The 22650-nt window shown below is 68.6% G+C and carries 16 protein-coding genes, 3 tRNA genes and 1 pseudogene; 3 read left to right on the top strand and 17 right to left on the bottom strand.

The features are described from left to right. Positions 1-123: 123 nt before the first annotated feature. From B1400_RS08575 to B1400_RS08595, 5 genes are all read right to left on the bottom strand, one after another. On the bottom strand, positions 124-1599 hold the full coding sequence (locus B1400_RS08575) for a D-alanyl-D-alanine carboxypeptidase/D-alanyl-D-alanine-endopeptidase (protein ID WP_095613997.1): 1476 nt from the start codon (positions 1597-1599) through the stop codon (positions 124-126). Positions 1600-1689: 90 nt separating this feature from the next. Beyond that, the gene (locus B1400_RS08580) at positions 1690-3399 is read right to left on the bottom strand and encodes an ABC transporter permease (protein ID WP_095613987.1); all 1710 of its coding nucleotides are present in this window, start codon (positions 3397-3399) and stop codon (positions 1690-1692) included. After that, positions 3396-4253, bottom strand: a complete 858-nt coding sequence (locus tag B1400_RS08585) for an ABC transporter ATP-binding protein (RefSeq protein ID WP_095613988.1) — start codon at positions 4251-4253, stop codon at positions 3396-3398. The genes B1400_RS08580 and B1400_RS08585 overlap by 4 nt, the downstream gene beginning before the upstream one ends. 96 nt (positions 4254-4349) lie before the next feature. Further along, positions 4350-5648 (bottom strand): glycosyltransferase family 2 protein, encoded by a 1299-nt coding sequence (locus B1400_RS08590; protein ID WP_095613989.1) that lies wholly within the window; start codon positions 5646-5648, stop codon positions 4350-4352. Further along, entirely contained in the window at positions 5648-7207 is a 1560-nt protein-coding gene (locus tag B1400_RS08595) for an AI-2E family transporter (protein ID WP_235607408.1), read from the bottom strand. The genes B1400_RS08590 and B1400_RS08595 overlap by 1 nt, the downstream gene beginning before the upstream one ends. Before the next feature lie 152 nt (positions 7208-7359). Between B1400_RS08595 and B1400_RS08600 the strand changes: the two are divergent. Both B1400_RS08600 and B1400_RS08605 read left to right on the top strand, forming a co-directional pair. Then, positions 7360-8283, top strand: a pseudogene (locus B1400_RS08600) (glycosyltransferase); the annotation flags it as partial. Between the two features lie 477 nt (positions 8284-8760). Then, positions 8761-11289: a GH36-type glycosyl hydrolase domain-containing protein gene (locus B1400_RS08605; RefSeq protein ID WP_235607406.1), complete on the top strand. Its 2529-nt coding sequence runs from the start codon at positions 8761-8763 to the stop codon at positions 11287-11289. Positions 11290-11565: 276 nt separating this feature from the next. Here the strand turns inward: B1400_RS08605 and B1400_RS08610 are convergent. From B1400_RS08610 to B1400_RS09725, 4 genes are all read right to left on the bottom strand, one after another. Further along, positions 11566-11641, bottom strand: a tRNA-Phe gene (locus B1400_RS08610). Positions 11642-11676: 35 nt separating this feature from the next. Then, positions 11677-11750: transfer RNA gene (locus tag B1400_RS08615), tRNA-Asp, on the bottom strand. Positions 11751-11786: 36 nt separating this feature from the next. Beyond that, positions 11787-11860, bottom strand: a tRNA-Asp gene (locus tag B1400_RS08620). A 121-nt stretch (positions 11861-11981) separates the two neighbouring features. Continuing rightward, positions 11982-12638: a DUF4190 domain-containing protein gene (locus tag B1400_RS09725; RefSeq protein ID WP_157909661.1), complete on the bottom strand. Its 657-nt coding sequence runs from the start codon at positions 12636-12638 to the stop codon at positions 11982-11984. A gap of 177 nt (positions 12639-12815) precedes the next feature. On the opposite strand from B1400_RS09725, the gene B1400_RS09730 reads away from it, so the two are divergent. After that, positions 12816-13220, top strand: coding sequence for a hypothetical protein (locus B1400_RS09730; protein WP_157909662.1), 405 nt, complete (start codon positions 12816-12818; stop codon positions 13218-13220). Between the two features lie 69 nt (positions 13221-13289). Here the strand turns inward: B1400_RS09730 and B1400_RS08630 are convergent, their stop codons facing one another. The 8 genes from B1400_RS08630 to B1400_RS08665 form a co-directional block, all read right to left on the bottom strand. Next, positions 13290-14030, bottom strand: coding sequence for a GntR family transcriptional regulator (locus B1400_RS08630; protein WP_095613991.1), 741 nt, complete (start codon positions 14028-14030; stop codon positions 13290-13292). A 172-nt stretch (positions 14031-14202) separates the two neighbouring features. After that, entirely contained in the window at positions 14203-15690 is a 1488-nt protein-coding gene (locus tag B1400_RS08635; RefSeq protein ID WP_095613992.1) for a DUF2130 domain-containing protein, read from the bottom strand. Positions 15691-15766: 76 nt separating this feature from the next. Continuing rightward, on the bottom strand, positions 15767-17452 hold the full coding sequence (locus B1400_RS08640) for a zinc-ribbon domain-containing protein (RefSeq protein WP_162288209.1): 1686 nt from the start codon (positions 17450-17452) through the stop codon (positions 15767-15769). A gap of 66 nt (positions 17453-17518) precedes the next feature. Then, positions 17519-18397: a cutinase family protein gene (locus B1400_RS08645; protein ID WP_157909663.1), complete on the bottom strand. Its 879-nt coding sequence runs from the start codon at positions 18395-18397 to the stop codon at positions 17519-17521. Between the two features lie 93 nt (positions 18398-18490). Further along, complete coding sequence (locus tag B1400_RS08650; protein WP_095613995.1) at positions 18491-19084, bottom strand: hypothetical protein; 594 nt, start codon at positions 19082-19084, stop codon at positions 18491-18493. A 122-nt stretch (positions 19085-19206) separates the two neighbouring features. Then, on the bottom strand, positions 19207-19848 hold the full coding sequence (locus tag B1400_RS08655; protein WP_235607407.1) for a hypothetical protein: 642 nt from the start codon (positions 19846-19848) through the stop codon (positions 19207-19209). Continuing rightward, entirely contained in the window at positions 19832-21469 is a 1638-nt protein-coding gene (locus B1400_RS08660) for an ADP-ribosylglycohydrolase family protein (protein WP_095613996.1), read from the bottom strand. The genes B1400_RS08655 and B1400_RS08660 overlap by 17 nt, the downstream gene beginning before the upstream one ends. 89 nt (positions 21470-21558) lie before the next feature. Then, on the bottom strand, positions 21559-22650 hold a 1092-nt coding region (locus tag B1400_RS08665), incomplete at its 5' end, for an ATP-dependent nuclease (protein WP_157909664.1).

The raw sequence follows: 22650 nt of genomic DNA on the forward strand, positions 1-22650 counted from the left end.
TCGGCGTCCGGCGCGTGCTCGCCATGCCGGCTGAAGCGCGTGTCCTGGATCGTGATCCCCTGGGCGGCGAGCGCGGCGCGCACGGCGCCGATCGCCTGCTTCATCGCGGCCGAATACGCCATGTCACAGCTCCGTGAGCGCGGCGACGAAGTCGTCGATCGCCGCGCGCGCCGCGGCCATATCGGCCGGATCGTTGACGATGACCGCGAACACTGCGACGCCGCCGGCCTTGCGCGAGACGTTGCCGGCCATCGACGTGACGGCGCCGAGGCTGCCGGTCTTGACGCGCATCAGGCCGGCCGCGCCGTCGTCGGCGAGCCGCGTCGCGGCGGTGCCGACGAGGCCGGGCACCGAAAGCCCCTCGGCGGCGGCCGGCGCGACGCCGACCTCAGTGTTGCGCAGCTGCACGTCGGCGAGCGTCGTCACCGTCGCGCGCGATCCGGGCGACAGCCCCGAACAGTCGGCCATGACGAGGCCGTCGAGCGGCACGCCGAGCGCCTCGAGCCGCGTGCGCACGGCCTCGACGGCCGCCTCGGGCGAATTGCCGGTCTTCATGTGCAGCGCGAGCAGCCGTCCGAACTGCTCGGCGAGCGTGTTGTCGGAATGCTGGAGCATGAAGCGCATGACGGCGCTCAGCGTCGCCGATTCGACCGAGGCGATCGGTGTGCGGCCTTCGGGCGTGCGCAGCTGCAGCGGCCGGTCCGCGTTCGTGACCTCGACGCCGGCCTCGGCCAGCCGCGACGCGAAGACGCCAGCCGCATCGACCGCCGTCGTCTGCGACAGCGGCGGATAGTCGGAAAAGCGGTCCGGGTCGACCGTCGCGCCGCCGCGTTGGCGACCGCCGTCGACGGCCATCGACGAGACTGGCGTGTAGTACAGATGGTCGCCGTTGTTCTCCCCGATGCGCTCCGGATAGCGGTCGTCGCCAAACATCGTGTCGTCGTAGGCGAGGCGCACCTTCGTGACGCCGCGCTCGGCCAACGCGGCCGCCGTGCGTTCGGCGAGCGTGCCGAGGCCGGCGCGGCCGTTGACGTGATGGGGGTCGCTCTTCCCGGCGCCGAGCAGCATGTCGCCGTCGCCCTGGAGGATCAGCGTGTCCGCGCCGTCCTGTTCGTGCACGAGGTGGGTGGACGTCGTGAACGTCGAGCCCATGTCGAGCGTCGACGCCGCCGCGAGCGCCGTCAGCGTCTTCATCGTCGACGCCGGCTCGCGCGCCGTGTCCTGCCCGCGCGCGGCGGCCGCCGTGCCGTCCGGCTGCAGCACGAGGACCGAGACCTCGTCGCCGACGCCTTTCGCGCGCACGAGCGCGTCGACCGTCGCGGAGGCCTTACCGGCATCGATCACGCGCGCGAGGTCGGCATCGGCGACGAGCGGCGCGCCGGTGCGGGGCGTGGCCGCGGTCGTCGGCGGGCAGTCGACGACCGAGGAGAACGTGAGTGCGCCGTCGACGAGGCCGAGGCCGTCGGCGAACACATAGCCGACGGCGAGCGCGAGCGATGCGAACGCGGAGACGACGACGAGGACGACGCGGCGCGCGCGGAGCCGGCGCCAACGGCGCAGCTGCTCCGCCGTCAGCGCACCGTCCCGTTCGCCCTGCATCCCGGTCCCGTCGGTCTGCGGATTCGTCGTCCCGTCCTGCACGCGCGTTCCTCCCCGTTGCCGGCCGCGGCCGGCAACGGGCCGCGGAACTTACTGCTGCAGCGCCGCGAAACCGTCCAACGTAGCGAGGACCTTGAGCTTGCGGCGTTCCAACAGCTTAGCCCCCAGCCATGTACCAAGCCACAGGGCTCCGGCGCCGTTGGCGATCGCGACCGGGATGAGGACCGGATACCACCGGTCGAGCGCGCCGCCGAAGCCGAGGCCGACGGCGACGGCGATCGTCGGGATCATGACGGCCGCGAACAGCAGCATCTGCAGCAACGGGATGAACATCTGCGCCGCGCCGCGTCCCTGCGGCGTGCTGAACGGTTTCTCGAGCGACGGCGTCGGATACATGAAGACCGGGTTCATCGCCTCGGCCACTCCGATCGTCGCGAGCGTCCACGACCATCCGCATACCCCGAGCGTCAGGCCGAGCAGCCATCCGGATGGCGTGCGCCAGAAACCCGAGCAGGCCATCGAGATCGCGAACAGCACGACGATGCTCACCGTCGCGACGAGCACGTAGGCGCGTGCACGGCCGCGGCGGTCATCGATCGCCGGCGCGCCGCAGATGACCTCCATCGCGAAGCCGCGGCCGTCGTAGCCCAGACCGTTCGCCTCGGCGAGCGCGAACATCATGCAGCTGACGATCATGCCGGCCCAGACGTACCAATCGCCGATCTGACGTCCCATGAGCGCGAAGATGAGGACGATGAGCGGCGGCATGACGAACATGACCGACTGGCGCGGGTCGCGGCGCAGCATGCACAGCAGGCGGGCGGTCACGGCGCCGGACGGCGAGTCGGACGTGCGCCCGAACATGCCGAGGCCCTTCTCCGCCTTGCCGCCGGAGATTGCGGCGTTGTGGGTGCGCGCATAACGCAGGCTCCACATCGTCAGCCACCAGCACACGGCGCAGGTGGCGGCGACGATGAGCAGACGGGCCGCGAAGACGCCCCATGCGCCGTCGGCGGCGTCGAAGGGCAGCATGAACGGCGCGCCGAGCGGCGTCCAGCCGACGACGTCCGCGGCGCGCACCATGTGGCGCACGTCGATCGCCGTGCCGGCCGTGTCGAGGGACGCCATCATCATGCTCGGCGCCTCGGCGAGCAGGATGATGAGGATCATCATCGCGATGTAGAACAGGTTCTTGCCGGCCTGCGAGCGCACGAGGACGCCGAAGAGCGACAGCATCGCCTTCGAGCACAACATCGCCGTGACGATGACGGCGAAGGCGCCGGCCACGGCGGCGACGACGGCCGCCGCGCCGAAGTGGGCGTACGCGGGCGTGAATGCGAGCAGGCACAGCAGGAAGGCCACGCCGGCCGGACCGGCGAGACCGGCGGCGACGAGACCCGTCGTCAGCCTGCGGTCCCCGATGCCATAGATCGCGAAGTTGTCGGGAGTCATCGTCGAGTTCTCGCCGACGATCATCAACTGGATGAGAACGGCGAGCAGGATAGCGAAGGCGCCGGCGAGCGGCACCGCGATGCGCAGCACGACGCCGACGAGCGGATCGGACTGCACGCCGAGCGCGATGCCGCCGGCCAGCGCGCCGACGACGCAGCCGACGGCGACGATCACCGTGACGATGAAGCCGACGAGCTGCCAGACGGAGCGCCTGAGCGTCGCCATCGTGATCGCCCAACGCAGCCGTACGAAGGTGCCGACCGACGGCTGCGCCAGCGGGACGGTCCGCGGCGCGGCGCCGGTCGTCGTCGCGGGGGCGTCGCCCGCCATGGTCGTCGCCCCGCTCATCGCGCGCCGCCTTCGGACGGCGCCGTCCGGGCGTCGCCGTTCTCTGCGCCGTTCTCCCCGCCGTCGAGCCATGCGATGCGCGCTGCTCCGTGGCGGCCGCCGACGAGCTGCAGGAAGCGCTCCTCGAGGTCCTCGCCGCCCGCGACCGCGTCGACGGTGCCGGCTGCGACGACGCGGCCGCGGTTGATGACGGCGACGTGCGTGCACATGCGTTCGACGAGCGCCATGACGTGCGACGAGATGACGACGGTCCCGCCGGTCGCGACGTATTCGACGAGGATGTCCTTGATGTTCGCGCTCGAGATCGGGTCGACGGCCTCGAAGGGCTCGTCGAGCACGAGGATGCGCGGGCTGTGGATCATCGCCGTCGCCAGGCAGATCTTCTTCGTCATGCCGGCCGAGTAGTCGCGCACCATGACGTTCGCCGACTCGGTCAGGTCGAAGGCGGCGAGCAGGTCGGCGCCGCGGCGCGACGCCTCGGCGCGCCCCATGCCGCGCAGCATGCCGGCGTAGACGAGCAGCTGCATGCCGGTGAGCGTCGTGAAGATCTGGTCGGACTGCGGCATCAGGCCGATGAGGTGCTTGGCCCGCGCCGTGTCGGTCCACACGTCATGGCCGAGGATCGTCGCCGTGCCGGCGTCGGGCACGAGCATGCCGGTGAACATGTTGATCGTCGTCGTCTTGCCGGCGCCGTTGGGACCGACGAGTCCGTAGAACGAGCCGACCGGGATGTCGAGCGACAGGCCGTCCACGGCCACCTTGTCGTCGAAGCGTTTGAACAGGCCGCGCATCGAGACGGCCATATGCGGATCGGGGGCGAACAGGAGCGGATCGGACGCGACCGGCGCCGCCATCGGGGAAACTGTACTCATGCCTGCCATGCTATTGCACGCGCCGGGACGGACGGAAAACCCGTCTCAGCTCGTGGACCGCGCCGCATAACCGGTCCGTCACGACGCCTGTCCGACGATGGACGCCCCGTCCGGTCCGGTGCGTTCCTCCTCGGGCTCCGCGTTGTCCGGCGTGCCGCCCTTGTGCTCGATCGGCTTCCACTGCGCCTTCGAGAAGACGGCCTGGAACGAGATCGGCACATAGCTGAGCATGTAGATCGGGAAGCTGAGCACATAGGCGAACAGCTCCTTGTTCGTCGCGCCGATCCGGCGGCGCTCGACGACGATCGTCAGTGCGGCGAGCGCCATCATGAACAGCACCGACCAGACGATGCCGTTCATCCAGTTGAACAGCGCGCCGAGCTGGCTCGGCCACGATACGAAGCCGAAGGCCGCGTAGATCGCGCCGAGCGCGATGCGGATCATCGCGAGCAACATGAACGGGCACAGCAGCAGCGTGAAGTCGATGCACGAGAAGTCGCGCTCACGCACGGCGCGGCGCATGAGCGCGGGACCGTAGTAGCGGAAGACCTGCAGGAAGCCCTTGCTCCAGCGCAGGCGCTGCCGCCAGCTCTGCGCGAAGGTGACCGGCTGCTCGTCGTAGAGGATCGCCGATCCCACATAGCCGATGCGGTCGCCGTGCAGCACCGAGTCCATCGTGAACTCGAGGTCCTCGGTGAGCAGATGGAACTTCCAACCCTTGTTGCGGCGCATGACGCCCTGCGAGAACATGAAGCCGGTGCCGCCGACGTGGCAGCTGTTGCCGAGCCACATGCGCGAGGCGCTGACGAACCTGGATTCGCGGATGAACCACAGCGCCGAGCCCGACGAGACCCAGTTGTCGGAGAGGTTGACCGAGTTGCGGTAGCTCGTCAGGATGCGGAAGCCCGACTGGAACCCCTTGTTCATCTCCTCGAAGTAATGCTCGTCGAGACGGTTGTCGGCGTCGAAGACGAAGAACGCGTCGTAGCGGTCGGCGGTGCCGTCGCCGATCATCGTGTCGAGCAGGTAGGTCAGCGCATAGCCCTTGCCGATCTTCGACTGGTCGAAGCGTTCGACGACGTTGCAGCCGAGGTCGCGTGCGATCTTCGCCGTGTCGTCGGTGCAGTTGTCGGCGACGAGCCAGATGTCGATGAGCGCGGACGGGTACGTCTGCGTCTGGATGTCCCGGATGAGGTTGCCGATGACGGCGCGCTCGTTGCGCGCGGAGACGAGGACGGCGTAACGCCTGTCCATCGGCGCGTCCGGGAAGGTGATCGGCTTGGCGAACAGCGAGATCAGGATGCACACACCCTGATAGACCATGCCGACGCCGCCGACGACGACGAGCAGGATGTCCAGAACGTTGAGCAGCACCATCAGCGCCAATGACTCCTTGGGTTGTCCGGTCCCTTGGACGCGGAACATTTCTTGTCTTGCTTGCCGCATTCCGATTCTACCTGCCGCGGCGCGGGGGCGTCGGCCGCCGGCGAAGCGCCGGCGGCGGCGGATCCGGCGCGTCCGTCACCGTCACCGCCCTCGTTGAGCCCGCGGCGGTGGTCGGAGTCGAGGACGCGCTTGGGGATCGCGACGGTCGGCGAGTCGGAGGTGACGGGGGCGCCGGCGTCGCCGTAGGCGGCCTCGCGCAGCTGCGCGATCGCGGCGTCGTCGAAGGATATGTGCGCCGACGACCCCTTCGCCTGGCGCACGCCGGGGATATGCTCGCCAACCGGCTTGAGCACATGCTCGTTGATCACGTCGGCCGCCTCGACCATCTTCGACTTCTTCTTCGTCGTCGGATCGTTCATCAGCGGCACGTCGACGAGCGGGTACTGCTTCATCGAGACCTTGAGCAGCACCTGGATGCTCGCCGTGATCGGCAGCGCGAGGAACGCGCCGAGTGCGCCGAAGATCGAGCCGAAGAACAGCACCGACAGGAACGCGATGCAGGGGTTGAGGTCCATCGTGCGCTCCGAGATCTTCGGCGACAGCAGCAGGTTCTCGATCTGCTGGTAGATCGTGATGAACACGACGACGCCGATCGCATAGCCGATGCTGCGCTCGCCCCAGGCGAACATGACCGGCAGCGCGCCGCCCAGATAGGTGCCGATCGTCGGGATGAACTGGGAGACGATGCCGCAGAACAACGCAAGCGGCAGCCAGTACGGCACCTTGATGACCATCAGGAACACCGACATGCAGGCGGCGTTGATCGCGGCGAGGATCGAGCGGGAGAACAGGAAGCCGGAGATCTGCTCCTGCACGACGGTCCACGTCATCAGGAAACGGCGCTGCGAACTCGGCGCGATCCATTTGCACAGGCTGCGGCGCAGACGGGGCCCGGCGATCGCGATGTAGAAGGCGACCATGAGCGCCGTGATGAAGTTGAGCAGGCTCGAGAAGACGCCGAGCGTCGTGCTGAAGGCCTGCCCGGCGAAGTCGGTCACCCAGTTGCCGTGAATGTTCTTGATGATCTCGCCGCCGAGGTCGTTCATCTCGGGGATCTTGAAGTCGGTCTTCTCACTGACGAACGAGGCGAGCTGGTTGTACAGGTCCGGGAAGCCCTTGACCATCGAGATCATCTGCTGGACGAACATGTTGCCGAACAACGCGAGCAGCGTGATGACGATGACGATGAGACCGACGAGGCATGTGACGGCGGCCACGCCGCGCTTCCAGCCGTGCTTGATGAGCCGGACGATGAGCGGCTCGACGGCGAGCGCGAGGAACAGCGCGATGACGACGTCGAAGACGATGTAGGTGATCTTGAACCACGACGAATACGCGAACCAGGCGAGGAAGACGGCGATCGCCGTGTACAGCAGCGCGCGCCCGTACCATTCGGGGGGACGGCGCGGGTCGCCCTTGGCGGGGAACAGCGAGGCGACGTCGAGCTTCCTCTTGCCTTCGGCCCCTTCGGGCCCCTCGACCCCGTTCATGCGCTTCACGCCGGCCTCGCCGGCCTTCTCTTCGGTCTGTGGCTCGCTCATGACCCTCATTAAAGCACAATCGGGGCGCATGCGCGCGGCGCGGGCAGCGCGCTCTTCCATGCGCGTACGCACTGTACGGGCGCGCACATATTCTTGAGACCATGCTGAAAGTATCGATCATCATCCCGGCGTGGAACGAGCAGGACCGCATCACCGACTGCCTGGACAACGCGCTGCGCCAGACGGTGGCGCCGCACGAGGTCATCGTCGTCGACAACCGATCCACCGACGACACGGTGGCCGTCGTCGAGCGCTACATGCGCGAGCATCCCCAGGCGCCGGTCAAGCTGCTGCATCAGGACGAGGAGCAGGGGCTCATCCCGACGCGCAACTTCGGGCTCAACGCGGCGACCGGCGACGTGCTCGGCCGCGTCGACGCCGACTGCATGCTCAAGCCGGACTGGGTCGAGGTCGTCGCCGGCATCTTCACCGAGGACAGGGACGCGATGGGCGCGACCGGACCGGTCACCTACTACGACATGCCGGCGCGCAGGATCGCGCTGCGCGGCGACGACAGCGTGCGGCGGCACACCTTCCGCGCCGACGGCGGCAAGGTGCTGCTGTTCGGCTCGAACATGGCGCTGCGCGCGAGCGCGTGGCACGCGATCGCCGACGAGGTGTGCCGGGACCGCGAGGACGTCATGCACGAGGACATCGACGTCTCGCTGCATCTGCTCGGGCGCGGCTTCAAGACCGTCTATTCGGAGCGCATGATCTGCGGCATCTCGGCGCGGCGCATGGACACGTCGTTCAAATCGTTCCGCAACTACATGAAGCGCTTCAAGAACACGTTCGAAGCGCATCCGCAGCATTGGCGCAAGCGCAAGTCCGAACGCACGCTGTATCTGATGTATCCGTGGCTGCACGCGTTGTTCCCGGTCTACCAGCAGTACCTCGAATCGAGGGAGATCAACCCGGCGCTGCGCATCTGGTTCCGCGAACAGGCCAAGCTCGCGCGCGCGCAGGGCGACCCGCTCGACGACCTCCCCGGCATCGACGTGCTCGTCACGGAGACGCCGACCGACGTCGACGGCATCGACGAGATCACCAGCAGCGGCATGTTCGATGACGACGACGCGCATGTGGCCGACGGGCTGACGGCGGAGACGCCGGCCGCGGCCGCCGAGGACGCGCGCGACGGCGCCGCCGAGGCCGAACACGACGCGATCGCCGCGGCCGAGGAGGCCGTGGCCTCCAACGGCCCGGCGATCCCTCCGGCGACGAGCGACCGCGGCACCGACGCCTCCGCCGCATCCGCATCCGCCGCGAAGGAATAGGCACTACACCCCTTCCACTCCCGTTCACGCAGCCCCCGCCGCATCCGCCGGCGGGGGCTGCTCGCGTTCGGCGCCGCACGACACACCGGATCCGCATGCCGCCGATTTTGTTCCACCGTCGTACTATATATAGTTTTATCAATAAACTAACTCGATGACCGAGTTGACAAAGCCGGCAGCGTCGCCGTCGCCACGATGACGCGCGCATGCCAGAAAGGACCGGGCATGGTGCAATACGGCCACTTCGACGACGCACGCAGGGAATATGTGATCGAGACCCCGGCGACGCCGCTCCCATGGATCAACTACCTCGGCAACGAGGACTTCTTCTCGCTCATCTCGAACACGGCGGGCGGCTACTCGTTCTACAAGGACGCGAAACTGCGTCGCATCACGCGCTATCGCTACAACGGCGTCCCCGCCGACGAAGGCGCCCGCAGCTTCTATCTGACGCTGATGGAGCCGGCCGACGGCGCCGACCCGACGGACGGCGCCGCACTCAGGCCGGTCGCCAGCTGGTCGCCGACCTTCCTGCCGCTCAAGACCCCGCTCGACTCCTATGAATGCCGCCATGGCATGGGCTACAGCATCTTCCGCGCCTCCTACGCCGGCATCGACTCCGAACTGACCGCCTTCGTCCCGCTGCACACCCCAGCCGAGATCAACAAGCTCACGCTGACGAACACGACCGGCGCCGAACGGATCGTCGACGCGACCGCATGCGTCGAATGGTGCCTGTGGAACGCCGTCGACGACGCGAGCAACTTCCAGCGCAACCTGTCGACCGGCGAGGTCGAGGTCGAACAGGGCGACGAGGCCACGCTGATCTACCACAAGACCGAGTTCAAGGAACGCCGCAACCACTACGCGTTCTACTCGGTGAACGAGCCGACGGTCGGCTACGACACGGTGCGCGACGAGTTCCTCGGCAAGTTCAACGGATGGGACTCGCCGCAGGTCATCACCGAGGGCCGCGCCCACGACTCGATCGCCTACGGATGGTCGCCGATCGCGGCGCCCCGCGTGCGCGTACGGCTCATGCCCGGCCAAAGCGCGTCGCTCGTGTTCATGCTCGGCTACGTCGAGGTCGCCGACGACGCGAAATGGGAGGATCCGGACGACCCGGCGAAGGTCGGCGTCATCAACAAGCGCCCGGCGCACGAGCTCTTCGCGCGCTTCGACACCATCGACAAGGTGGACGCCGCCTTCGACGAGCTCAAACGCTACTGGACGTCGCTGCTCGACGGCTTCCAAGTGAGGACCGGCGACGAGAAGCTCGACCGGATGGTCAACATCTGGAACCAGTACCAGTGCATGGTCACCTTCAACCTGTCGCGCTCCGCCTCGTACTACGAGTCCGGCATGGGACGCGGCATGGGCTTCCGCGACTCGAACCAGGACCTGCTCGGCTTCGTGCACATGATCCCCGAACGCGCACGCGACCGCATCATCGACATCGCCTCGACGCAGCTGCCGGACGGCTCCGCATGGCACCAGTACCAGCCGCTGACCAAGCAAGGCAACGCCGACATCGGCGGCGGCTTCAACGACGACCCGCTGTGGCTCATCGCCTCCGTCTTCGCCTACCTCAACGAGACCGGCGACGACGCGATCCTGCGCACGCCGACGCAGTTCGACAACAAGGAGGGATCCGAGCAGCCGCTGCTCGAGCACCTGCGCCGCTCCGTGCGCTTCACGATGACGCACCGCGGTCCGCACGGGCTGCCGCTCATCGGCCGCGCCGACTGGAACGACTGCCTCAACCTCAACTGCTTCTCGTCGACGCCGGGCGAGAGCTTCCAGACCGTCGAGAACAACGACACAGGCATCGCCGAGTCGGTGTTCATCGCCGGCATGTTCGTCCTCTACGGGGAGCAATACGCGCAGATCCTCGAACGCTTCGGCGCCGCCTGCGGCATGGACGGCGACGCCGTGCGCGCCGAGGTCGCCGACGTACGCGAAGCGATCGCGCAGGTGCGAGCCGCGACGCTCGACGCCGGCTGGGACGGCGCATGGTTCCGCCGCGCCTACGACGCGAACGGCAATGCGGTGGGCACCGCCGAGGACAGCGAGGGGCGCATCTACATCGAGCCGCAGGGCATGTGCGTCATGGCCGGCATCGGCGTCGACGACGGACGCGCCGCGCAGGCGCTCGCCTCGACGAAGGAGCTGCTCACCTGCCGCTGGGGCACGGCGATCCTCGCCCCCGCGTACTCGACCTACCGCATCGAACTCGGCGAGATCTCCTCGTATCCGCGCGGATACAAGGAGAACGGCGGCATCTTCTGCCACAACAACCCGTGGATCTCGATCGCGAACGCGATCGTCGGGGACGACGACGAGGCCTTCGCCGTCTACACGCGCACCTGCCCGGCCTACACCGAGGAGTATTCGCAGATCCACCGCACCGAACCGTACGTCTACTGCCAGATGGTCGCCGGCCCCGAGTCGCACGCCCCCGGCGAGGGGAAGAACTCGTGGCTGACCGGCACCGCCGCATGGACCTTCGTCGACGTCTCGCAATACCTGCTCGGCGTGCGACCGACCTTCGACGGGCTGCTGCTCGACCCGCACATGCCGGCCGACTTCACCGAGCTGCACATCGAGCGTGCGTGGCGCGGCACCCGCTACGTCATCGACGTGACGCGCACCGGCGAGCAGTCGCTCACCGTCGACGGCAACACCCTCGACGGCAACGTCGTGCCGATCGCCGACGAGGGCACGACGGAGGTCCACGTCGCCCTGACGATCTGACGCCTCTCTGACGTCTCCCCCGCGCGCCATATGCGGACGGCCCGTCGCCTGCCCTCCAGGCTGCGGGTCGTCCCCATATGCACACAACCGGCGCCGGTCCGCGAACGCCCCCGCCGCAAACCACATCCGCACCGTTCACCAGACACCACCTCCGCGAACGCCCCCGACCCAAACCACACCCCATGCGATCGCTTCGGCGACCGCGGGTGCGGTGCCGTCAAGCCCGCACACAACGCAAGAACCCCTCCGCATCGATGATGCGAAGGGGTTCTCCGATGGTGGCTCCGAGCGGCGTCGATCCGCTGACCTAACGATTTTCAGTCGTTCGCTCTACCAACTGAGCTACAGAGCCATGAATCCCACAGGACCGAAATCCCGCGGTTTTCGCGACCACGACCGGACTTGAACCGGCGACCTCCGCCGTGACAGGGCGGCGCTCTAACCAACTGAGCTACGCGGCCTTGGACCATGGAAGAGGAATCCTCTTCCTGACCAAGCGACCCCGGCCGGACTTGAACCGGTGACCTCCGCCGTGACAGGGCGGCGCTCTAACCAACTGAGCTACGGGGCCGTGTTCCTCGCGGTGAGAAGCTCATCGCGACAACAGATGTATATATTACCGAAATGATCCCAAAGCGCAAATCACGGCGTGTCGCCTTCTGTCCCGGTCTTCACGCCGTGATTCGCGGCGCTCACATCGCGAGCTCGTAGACGATCGTCGAGTCGGTGGGATTCGGCAGATGCGAGGCCATGTCGTCGAGGAACGCGATGTCGTCGCCGTCCGAGAAGTCGTTGTGGTCGTCGTAGTAGCCGTCGGTGGTCGTGCATTCGTCGTTGATGCACACCAGCAGATGCTCGCCGTTCTCGATGACCCTGACGTCCATCGAGTTGACGAGCCACACCAGCATGGCGATGCCCACGATCGTCAGCACGCTGAGGATGGCGCCGATGATCGTGCCGGCGATCGCCATGCCACGGCTCTTCTCGCCGGTGCGCCTGATACGCATGAGCGCGATGATCGAGATGATGAGGCCCGCGATCGGGATCAGGAACGAGAGGATGAATCCGATGATGCACAGCGCACTCCAGCGCGCCCCCGGATCGGCGACTCCCCCGTAGTACTGCGGCGCGCCCGGATACGGCGTGGCCGTCCCAGCGCCGTAGACGCCCTGCGGCAACGGCTGGGGCGCTTGGTACGGCTGCTCGCCATAGGCCGGCTGCGGCTGCTCGACGTAGGCCGGCTGTCCGGCGCCGGCCCCGTTGTACGGCTCCGTACCGTTGTCGTAACCGCCCTGCGCGTAGTTCATCGGCTGTTGGGCGTCGTTGTGCTGATCGTAGTCTTCGTTCATGCGACCCACTCTAGCGGACCCGAACGCCGAACGCGACGCCCGCCTCACCGTATGGGCATCGCGTCCGTCTTTCGGTGCAGCCGTGAGAGTACTCGCCCCCGCGCGCGCCGCGGACACCGTACCGTGGAAGAAGCGGACATGATGACACGTACCGTCGAACAACAGAAAGAGGCAATCATGGCGAACAGGACCACGACCATCGACCCGACGAATGACCCGGACGAGCTGAGCGCCGCCGAGCTCGAGGAGCTGCACGACCCCGATGACAATCCCGACGAGGCGGACGTCGACGCCTCGGAGCACAACGTGAACATCGCCGCCGTCATCTGCGGCGTCGTATGCGGCGTGCTGCTCATCGGCGCGATCTGCTGGCTCGTCGCCCGCAGCCGCGAGCATCGCGAGGACCATGAGATTCGCCGCGATTTCGAGGCGCTCAAGCGCAATGTGAAGCGCGTGCCGGAACTCGTCTCCGAGAACGACGACGTGCGCAAGGCCGTCAAGACGATCTCGACGCATATGCGCGACATGCGCGACGACGCGCAGGACGCGTTCGACCGCGCCCACGACGCGCTGCGCCGCTGAATGCGGCGGACACCGGCGCAAGGGGCCGGACGACGCATGGCGGCGCCATGCGTCGTCCGGCCCCTTGCGTCATGCCTTCGCGCGCGCCGATGATCCGTGCATCGTGAAGCGGACGCGCTCGGGCGCGTACAGATCCATCGACCGTTCGCAGGGACCGCCGGCATCGTCATAGGTGACGCGCCGCACACGCAGCACCTGGCTGCCGTCGTCGATGCCGAGCGTCGAGCACAGCCCGGGCGGCGCCGCCGCGCAGTCGAGCGTCTCCTCGACCGACTTCGCCCGCACGCAGTAACGTCGCTCGAACTGGTCGTAGAACGGCGCCTCCAGATCGCAGTCGAGGAATCCCGGGAACCGGTACGCCGGAATCCGGCTCGTCTCCACCGACAACGGCGCGCCGTCGAGCATGCGCAGCCGGCGCACCGCATAGACCGTCGGACGGTCGGCCGGCAGCCGCAGGATGCGCATGTCCGCCCCGTTCGCCGACGTGACCGCCGCGCGCAGCAATGTGCAGCTGAGCGCGAACCCCTGCCGCTGCGCCATATGCGCGATCGATTCCAACGTGTTGAGGCCGCGTTCGAGACGGCCGTCGGAGACCACGACGCCCCCGTTGCGCCCGATCTTGCGCGCGATCTCGTTCGTCGATTCGAGCTGCGCGAGCGCGAGCCGCAGATCGGAACGGGAGATGCCGAACGCCTCGGCGAGCGCACGCTCGGTGCCGACCTTCTCCCCCGGCAGCAGCTGCCGTCGCGCGATGAGCAGCCTGAGCCGGCGCACGACCTCCTCCCTGGGCAACCGTGTACGCGTCGGCATCGTCCTACCTCCCTGTCTGCGCGGCCGCCCGCCCCGGGGCTGGAGCCGCGGCACCGTCGATGCCCCGATTGTCGCGCGGGAAGGCTGCGGACGATGACACGCGCGGTAACGATTCGGTTACATCGCCCGCCAGCGGGGCTGTCGGCGCGCGAGGCGGCGCCGCCGCCGGACGTCACTCTGCGGCGTCGTCGGCATCCTCGTCGGCGACGACGCGCGCCTCGACCGCGTCGGCGTCCGCGCCGCGCGCATGCCGCCCCCGTCCCTCGACCGCCGCCTTCGCGTCGCGCGCCTCGGCGAACTTCTCGCGCATCGTCGGGTTGCCCCATGTGAGCTTGCGGATCGTCAGGTCCTGCGCCTTGTTGTTGGCCAGTTCGAGCTGGCGTTCGGAGCCCGCAAGTTCGTCGCGCGTCTTCTGCAGCTCCCTGATCGCGTTGTCGATGCGCTTGATCGCCTCATGGTAGTGCCTCGCCGCCAGATCGAAGTTCCTGCCGAAGCGCTCGCGGAAGTCGTTGAGCTTGTCCTCGAAGCCGGTCACGTCGACGTTCTGCCGGCGCATCTGCTCGACCTCGCGGCGCAGGTCCACCGATTTGCGCGCCGCGTTGCGCAGCAGCGTGATCAGCGGGATGAAGAACTGCGGACGGATGACGTACATCTTCTCGTACTCGTAGGAGACGTCGACGATGCCGGCGTTGTAGAGCTCGCTGTCCGCCTCGAGCATGCTGACGAGCACCGCGTATTCGCAGCCCTTCTCCTTCCTGTCCTTGTCGAGCTCCTTGAGGAAGTCGGCGTTCCTGTGCTTCTTCTCGGTCGATTCCATCTCGTTCTTCATCTCGAACATGATCGAGATGTATTCGTCGCCGTCCTCGTCGTAGTCGCGGAAGATGAAGTCGCCCTTGCTGCCGGTCCGCGCGTCGTTGTCTTTGTCGAAGTACGCGGTCGGGAACGCGCCCATGCGCGCCTTGTTGAATTCGTTCAGGCAGTGCTGTTCGAGCGATTCGCCGACCATCTTCGTCGACAGCCTCGTCTTGAACTCCTTGAGCCGTTCGATCTCCTCGTCGCGCAGCTCGAGTTCCTTGCGGTGCTGCTCGTCCTTCATCCGCAGTCGCGATTCGTAGTTGTCGGTGATCGACTGCCTGTCGTGTTCGCGCTCGTATTCGCTTTTGTCGAGCGAATGCCTGAGCTCGTCGCGTTCCTTCTCGGCCGCGGCAACCGCTTCGCGCACTTCGAGCTGCTTGTGCACGTCGGCCTGTTCGATCTTCGCGTTGAGCTCGGCGATGCGCCTCTCGTAGTCCGACGCCGCCTTGAGCAGCGCGGCGTCGCGTTCGGCCGCCGATTCGCGCTGCGCCGATTCGAGCTGCGCCTTGAGTTCCTTGATCTGCCCGTCCTTTTCGAGTTCCGTGTGCTCGATACGGGCCTCGAGCTGCGCCTTGAGCGCGTCCACCTCGGCCTGATGCCTCGTGCGCGTCTGATCGAGTTCAGCCTGCGCCTCGCTGCGCGCCTGCCTGAGTTCGGCGTCGGCCTGCTGCTTGATGAGCGCGCTGCGCTTGTCGACCTCCTCGTCGATCGCGGCGCCGCGCACCTGCTGCAGGATGTCGGCGTAGTCGTCCTCGTCGATCGCGAACTGCGTGTGGCAGTGCGGACAGATGATCGTATGGTCCATAGGTTCCCTCCCTGGATGTGTTCGTCGGTGTCCCGCCGTCTCGTTGCCGCATCGCCGGCGCGGATCGGCGCGCGTCCTATCGCGTCGTGCAGCCGCCGTCCGGGCATACCTCCTCGGCGTCGCCGGCGTCCGTCCACGACGCGTCCGGCTGCACCTTGTAATAGGCGGTCCGCTCGCTCGGCGCCGGGGCGAAGGGCACGAGCTGCTTGTCCGCCACGGCGGAGTCGTAGACGAACGGATTGCGCGGATGGGAGCCGTCGGCGCTCGCCGTCGTCTCGTCGTAGAGCGAGGGGTCGCGGATCAGCAGATACGGCCGCGTCGCATCCGGCGCCTGCGTGTCGCCGTCCTTCACCCGCGCGAAGTATCCGGAGGTCTCGAGCCGCTTGACGTCGGCGCCGGCGGGCACGACGACGAGGAAGTCGCCCATCCTGTATTCGAGGCCGCTGTTGTGGAAGCCATCCCCCGGATACTCGAATACCGGCGCGCCGTGGTCGCACCACGGCCCTGCGCTGCCCATCTGCCTGGTGCCGCACCACGGCGCGTAGGCGAAGGAATCGTAGATCTCAAAGGCGCCGCTGTCGCCGCCGATGAGCGAACGCATCAAGCTTTGCGAATACCGTGTATTGACCGGGTCGCACATGCCGACGCCCTGCGAGAACGGGCAGGCGCCCAGACCGAACTGCGCGTCGGTCCTTCCCTGGATCTGCACGCTGCGCACATAGTCGACGTCGGGGCCGCTCTGCTGGTTCTCGACGAGCGTGATGCAGTCGCCGCCGTCGGTGCACCAGTCGCCGAGCAGGATGCGCAGATCGTCGTAGGCGTGGAATTCGTTGCCCTCGGATTCGTCGTGGTCGACGAGCATCGCCTGCTTGACCTCGTCCGGCGTCGCGCCGTAGTACAGCGTCACGTCCGTCTCCCCGCTCTCCTCGCCGATGCCCGGGTCGGCGTCGGCGATCTTGCCGGTCATGGCCTTGTCGGCCATCATCGGCGCCAACGTGACGTCGTAACCCTTCGATTCGAGCCGCTGCTTCGCCTTGTCCTTGTCCATGCCGGCGATCTCCATCGGGATGCCGGGGCGCTTGGCGCTGCCGACGGCGAGCGCGATCCGCCGGACGCCGTTCTCCTCGACGACCGGCTGACCGTCCGCCGGCATCGTAGCGACGACCTTACCGTCCTGTCCGGACGGCACCTCGACGGTCACGACGCGGACGCCCATGTCGCGCACCCGGTCGATGGCCTTGTCCTTGTCCAGTCCGACGGTGCCCTTCGGCACGCCCGGTCCGAGCGATTCGACGACCGTCACCGTCTCGTCGCGGCCGATGCGTTCGCCCGGCGTATGGCCGTCGAGCCGCAGATAGTCGCCTTTCCCGGCGGCGCCGTACGCCTTAGTCCGCTTCACATGGATGCCGCTGCCCTCGAGCTTGGCGGCGACGTCCTCGACCTTCGCCGATGCCTCGAACTGCGGGATCCGCCGCTCGCCCCATGCGCCGAACCCCTTCGTGGCGATGCCGGCGACGACCAGCGCGATGGCGGCGACGGCGGCCGCGATCATGATGATGAGCCTGCGGCGCGCACCGTCCGTCGGCGCTGCTGCCCCCGCGGCTCCGGGCACGCCCGGAGCCGGCGGCACCGTCGGAGCCGGCGGCGCCGCTATCCTCGTCGCATCGTTCGGCGCTCCGCCGACCGTGGCCGGCGCACCGCAGTTCGCGCAGAACATGGCCCCCGGCTTGAGCGGCTGGCCGCATCGGGTGCAGTATCGCATCGTGTTCCCCTCTCCCGTGTTCCCTGAAGTCCGGATGACTGGTTCCATCGTAGTATCCGGTCTGCGTCATTCGCCGAGCGCCGCGCGGATTCTCGTCACCGCGTACTGTGCGCCTTCGTCGAAGCTGCCGTTCGATCGGTACAGGCCGTGCGCGTCGCCGCGGCCGCCGAGCTGGCAGGCGAAGTCGTCGGCGTTGCAGTAGCTGACGAGCCTTCCCTGCAGCGCGCGCAGATCGTCCTCGCCGCGGGCGCCGAGGATGCCGTCGACCGCGGCGTCGTAGCCGCCGGCGCCGTAGTCCGCGGAACCGTCGAAGCGCGGGTCGCCGAACAGCTCGACGGCGGCGATGTCCGCGAGCGCGCGCTCGCTCAACCGCTGCCCGTCGTCCTCGTTGAAGCGTTCCTCTGGTGCGCTCAGCGCGTCGCCGACGACCATCGCGCCCTGCGAGTAGCCGAGCAGCACCGTCTTGACGCCGGCGCAGGCGTCCGCCTGCGCGTTGAGCGTCCTGACGAGCATGTTGACGCCGCGTGCCTCGCTGCCCGCCTTCCATGACGCCGGATAGCCGAGGTCGTCGACGGCCGCGCGGCCTCCGACGCCTTCGTCGATCATCCGCGCGAGCTCGTTGAGCGAACCGTCCCCGGCCTGCTCGAGCGTGCCGCGCACGATGATGATCCGCACGTCCTTGCCTGCCGGACAGGAGGCCTCCACGTCGCCGTCCCAGTGGTCGGGGCCGTTGAACAGCATGTCCGATCCGACATGTCCGGCTTCTGCGCCGCCGGAATCCGTCGCCGGCGCCGATGTGGACGTCGTCGGCGACGGCGCCGCGGAAGGACTGCGCGACGCATCGTCCGACGAGCCGCAGCCGGCCGCCGCGAGCGTCAGCATGCCGGCGAACGCCGCCGCGAGCGCCGCGCGTCCGATCCGCGCCGGCGCGCGCCGTCTATGCATCCGATGCCCAAACCGCATAAGTGCGCCTCCGTTCGTCGTATCGTCACCGCATCCGCGATGACGCCCCGTCCTCCCCTCTCTGACCTCCGTCGTTCACACGCTTGCGGCGGCGACGATCCACAGCCGCGCCGGCGAATCCCATGCGTTGCATTCCTCGCCGAAGCCGCGCGCGAGCGGCAGCGTCTGCCGTGGCGTCGCCCAATCGTCGGCGTTGAGCCGGCGCGCCCGCGCCATCGTCTGCGCCAGCGGCCGTACATGCCTGAAGACGCCATCGTAGACGAAGCGTTCCATCTGCTCGACGCGGTTGCGCAGCGCCCGCCACAGCCATGGCTCCTCCCATGCGCTTACCGGCAGGCCGCTGCCGTCGAGCGCGTGCAGCGTCGCCGAGACGAACAGCGAACGCTCCTTGGCGTCCCACCGCATCGGCGCGCAGACGCGCAGACCCACCTTCTGCGCCGTATGCCCGATATGGCACAGGTCGGCGTGCCGGTGCGCGAGCCCCTCGGCGTTCGCGATGCTCGTCAGATGCCAGCCCGAGCATCGTGGGCACGGGTAGGCGCGGCATTCCTCCCGCCTGTCGTTGGCGGAGCCTTTGCAGGAGGCGAGCGCGAGGAGCGCGTCGTCACGGGTGGGATACCGCCGTTTGCCGCATCGCCTGCTGTAGCTGGAACGGTACAGTCGCGCCATGGCAATCACCACCTTCATCATGCAGCCGGTATGGCACGCCGGTGTGTTGCCATCAATTATAGGAACGCGACGCAGGCGGTCAACCGTGCCGCGCCGGTGTGCGAACGACGTTCACCGACGGCTCACAGGCCCAGATGCCCGTCGCGCTCGGCAGCGCCGGGTTCGACGTCGAGCGTGACCGGCGCGAACGCCGCCGGATCGTCGACGAACGCGCGGATGAGCCGCCATTGGCGTCGCGAGACGCCGATGCGCGAGTCGGGGCGCACGAGGCACACGGGCGATGCCGGCCCCGCCGATTCGACGACCCGTCCGGCGCGCGCCGTGCACTCCTCGTCGTCGATCCATACGATCGGCAACGGCGTCGCCGACGCGCCCTCGGCCTCGATCCTGCGCACGACGGTGCGCAGCTTGCCGCCGCGCAGACCGGTGTAGGTGACCGGATCGTACCACTGCGCGGTGCGCACGTCGCGGCCGTCCCATCCGAGCGTCGCATTGAGCGCGGCCGTGTACGGCTGCCATGTGGACAGCCAGACGAGCTCGATGAGGCCGTCGTGCGCGAGCGCGGCCATGTCCGCGGCGAGCTCATGCGACCAGCGCACCGTGTAGGCCGCCCGTCCCGCCGGAACGACGGCCTCGCCGTCGAGGCGGAACGTGGCGTCGCCGCCGCTCGCGCGCACGCCGTCGGCGCCGGCGAAGGCGTTGAGCACGCCGTCGAAGTCGGTGTAGACGACGGCGCGCGGCACCGGCTCACACATGCGTCCCATGTGTTTCACCTCCCGTTTCACGCAGCTCCTCGGCGTCGTCGGCCCGTGTCGCGACGGGCTGCGCCTCCATCCGTTCGATGCCGGCCTGCGCGAGCATCGCCTCCTTGAGGTACATGCGCAGGCCGCCGTCGATGGCCGTCATCGCCGCCGCATGCGCGCGCCGGTAGTGCGCAAGCGCCTGCGCGGCGATCCGCGCGTGCACGTCGGGCGTGTGCGGACCGCCGTCGGCGAGGCGCCATTCGTAGGCGTTCGCCATCCGCAGCTCGATCAGTCCGACGGTCGCGCCCTCGTGCGGGTCGTCGGCGTCGAGCGTGCGGGCCGCCAGCTGCGACGCCCGCTCGTAGCAGCTGAACGCCTCGTCGAGGTCCTGCGTGCAGCCGCGCCCGTCACGGTGCAGGTCCCCCAGATAGCAGGCGCCCTCCGCATCGCCGAGCGACGCCGCATGCGCGAAGCAGCCGTAGGCCGCGCCGTCCGCATCCGACGCGTGCACATGCCGGTACAGGTACAACGTGCCCAGATCGGTCGCGCTGTGCGCGTCGCCGAGGCGGGCGGCGCTCGCGAACCAGCGCGCCGCCTCGGCGAACAGACGCTCGCGTTCGTCGGCGTCGCCGGCGAGCAGCGCGCGCCGGCTGAACTCGTCGCCGCGCAGATGCGCCGCACGCACGGCGTCGGCCAGCGCCTCCGTCGTCTCCGGCAGTCCAGCCGCATGCACGCCGACGCGTCCCACGACCGGCGCTTCATCCGTCCGGCGCCGGTCGGGCAGGTCGAGCGGTCCCCCGCACAGCACTTCGGCGATGACGTGCCACCCGTGCAGCGCGTCGTCCCACGAACCCGGGATGCCGCGCCCGTCGCCGTCGCGCTCGTCCTCGAAGCCGTAGACGACGCCGGCGAGCATGCCGGCGAGCGCGGCCGTCGTGTCGCAGTCGGCGCCGAGGTCGACGGCCGCGCGCACGCAGTCGCCGTAGGAATCGGTCGTCGTCAGACACCAGAACGCCGCCACCAGCGTATCGAGCACGTATGCGTCCGCATGGATCCCGTCACGCGGACGCTCCCAGATGTCCAAGAGCCCGGCGACGACGGCCGCCTCGCGCGCCGCGCGGCCGTCGACGAGCGCGCGCAGTGCGCGCACGAGGCGCACACATGCCCCGATGGCCGTCGGATGGGAGTGGGTGATCGCGCTCGCCGCGGCGACCTCATCGTCGTCCGCATCGAAGAACGCGAGCGCCGCGCAACGTAGCAGCGAGCCGCTGCCGTTGTCGAGGACGGCGTCGGAGCCCGCCGTGCCGCTCAGCGCGCGGTACGTCGTCGGGTCGACGCCGACGGCGCGGCCATCCGGCGTGTATTTGCCGTCGAACAGCCAACTGCGCAGCCGCATGCGCATGTCGTCCGGATCGACGCGGCCGGCGCGGTGCAGCAGAGAGTCGAGCGCCGCGAGCGTCATCGACGTGTCGTCGCCGAAGCCGCAGGACGCCATGCCGGCATCGGGGACGCCGGCGAAGCCGCGGCATCGGAAGGTGTCGCGCAGCGCGCCCTTGTAGGGCGTCCCGAGCGCGTCGCCGATCGCCTCGCCGTAGATGGCGCCCTGCAGCAGCCGCAGCTTCCGTTCGTCGTTCATCGTCATGGCCTCTCCCTGCCTGTGCCGTTCGTGATGGTGTGTCGTTCGTGATGGTCGGCGGCGCGCCGGCGCCCGTCATGATGGTCGCATGACGATCACATGACGTGGCGCATCGTATCGTCCAAGCCTACCCGCGCGGGGCGTCCGCCCGCTCGGCGCACGACGTCGTCGAGCAGCCGCTGCACGCTCGCGATGCGACGCGCGGCGGCCGCATCGATCGCCGGCATGACGGCGAGCACGGCGCGCGTCTTGTTCGCTCTGATCCTGCAGAACCGCGCCACCTCGGCCTCGTCGAGCTCGCCATCGACGCGCTTGCGGCGCATCGACTCAAGCTCGCCGCGGCTGAAGCCTCCCTTCGCAAGCGCATCGAAGACGGCGTCCGCGCCGAGCGCGCGCACGTATTCGCCTTCGAGGTCGGGATGGGACACCCAGACGTGCCGCCCCGGCAGGTCGGCGACGCGCACGCCGTATTCACGCGCGATCGCGGCGGCCGCGTCGGCGTCGACGAGCTGCGTGAGCGGCACCTGGAACCCGTGCTCGCCGAAGACGCGCCGCCAGGCCGGCATCTCGCGGCAGCCGCCGGCCTCGAGCACGACGACGCCGTAGGTGTCGAGATTGCGTCCGGTCACGTCGGCGCAATGCTCGAGCAGCACGCGGTCGGTGATGCCCTCGACGACGACGACGTGTTCGGCCGTGAGCGGTTCGAGGCGGTCGCGCACCCACATGTGCAGCAGCAGCTTGTCGTCGTCGTCGAGGAAGTCGCGCCGCGGCTGTACGACGTCGTCGGCGCGCACGACGACGATCTCGTCGGGTTCGAACTCGCCGATGACGTCGGGCGCATGCGTCGCGACGATCTTCTGGCTCGGGCCGCGCGCGAGCAGCCGCGCGACGTTGCGCTGGCTCGTCGGATGCAGATGCGTCTCGGGTTCGTCGAGTCCGATGATGCCGCCGCCCGGGTCGAGCAGATCGAAGAGAGCGACGACGAAGACGGCGCGCATGCCGCCCGACTGCGCGCCGAGGTCGCGCCGGCCGTGGGGGCCGCGCACCTGCAGGCGCACCCCGTCGAAGGGGTCGTCGCCGCGCGTATCGGCGACGAACACAAGGTCGTCGCCGCGGTAGTGCCCCGGCAGCGCGGCCGTGAGCTGCCCGGCGATGCGCTCGCGCAGCGCCCGCAGCGTCGGCGAGCG

The organism is Bifidobacterium italicum (assembly GCF_002286915.1).
Taxonomy (GTDB): domain Bacteria; phylum Actinomycetota; class Actinomycetes; order Actinomycetales; family Bifidobacteriaceae; genus Bifidobacterium; species Bifidobacterium italicum.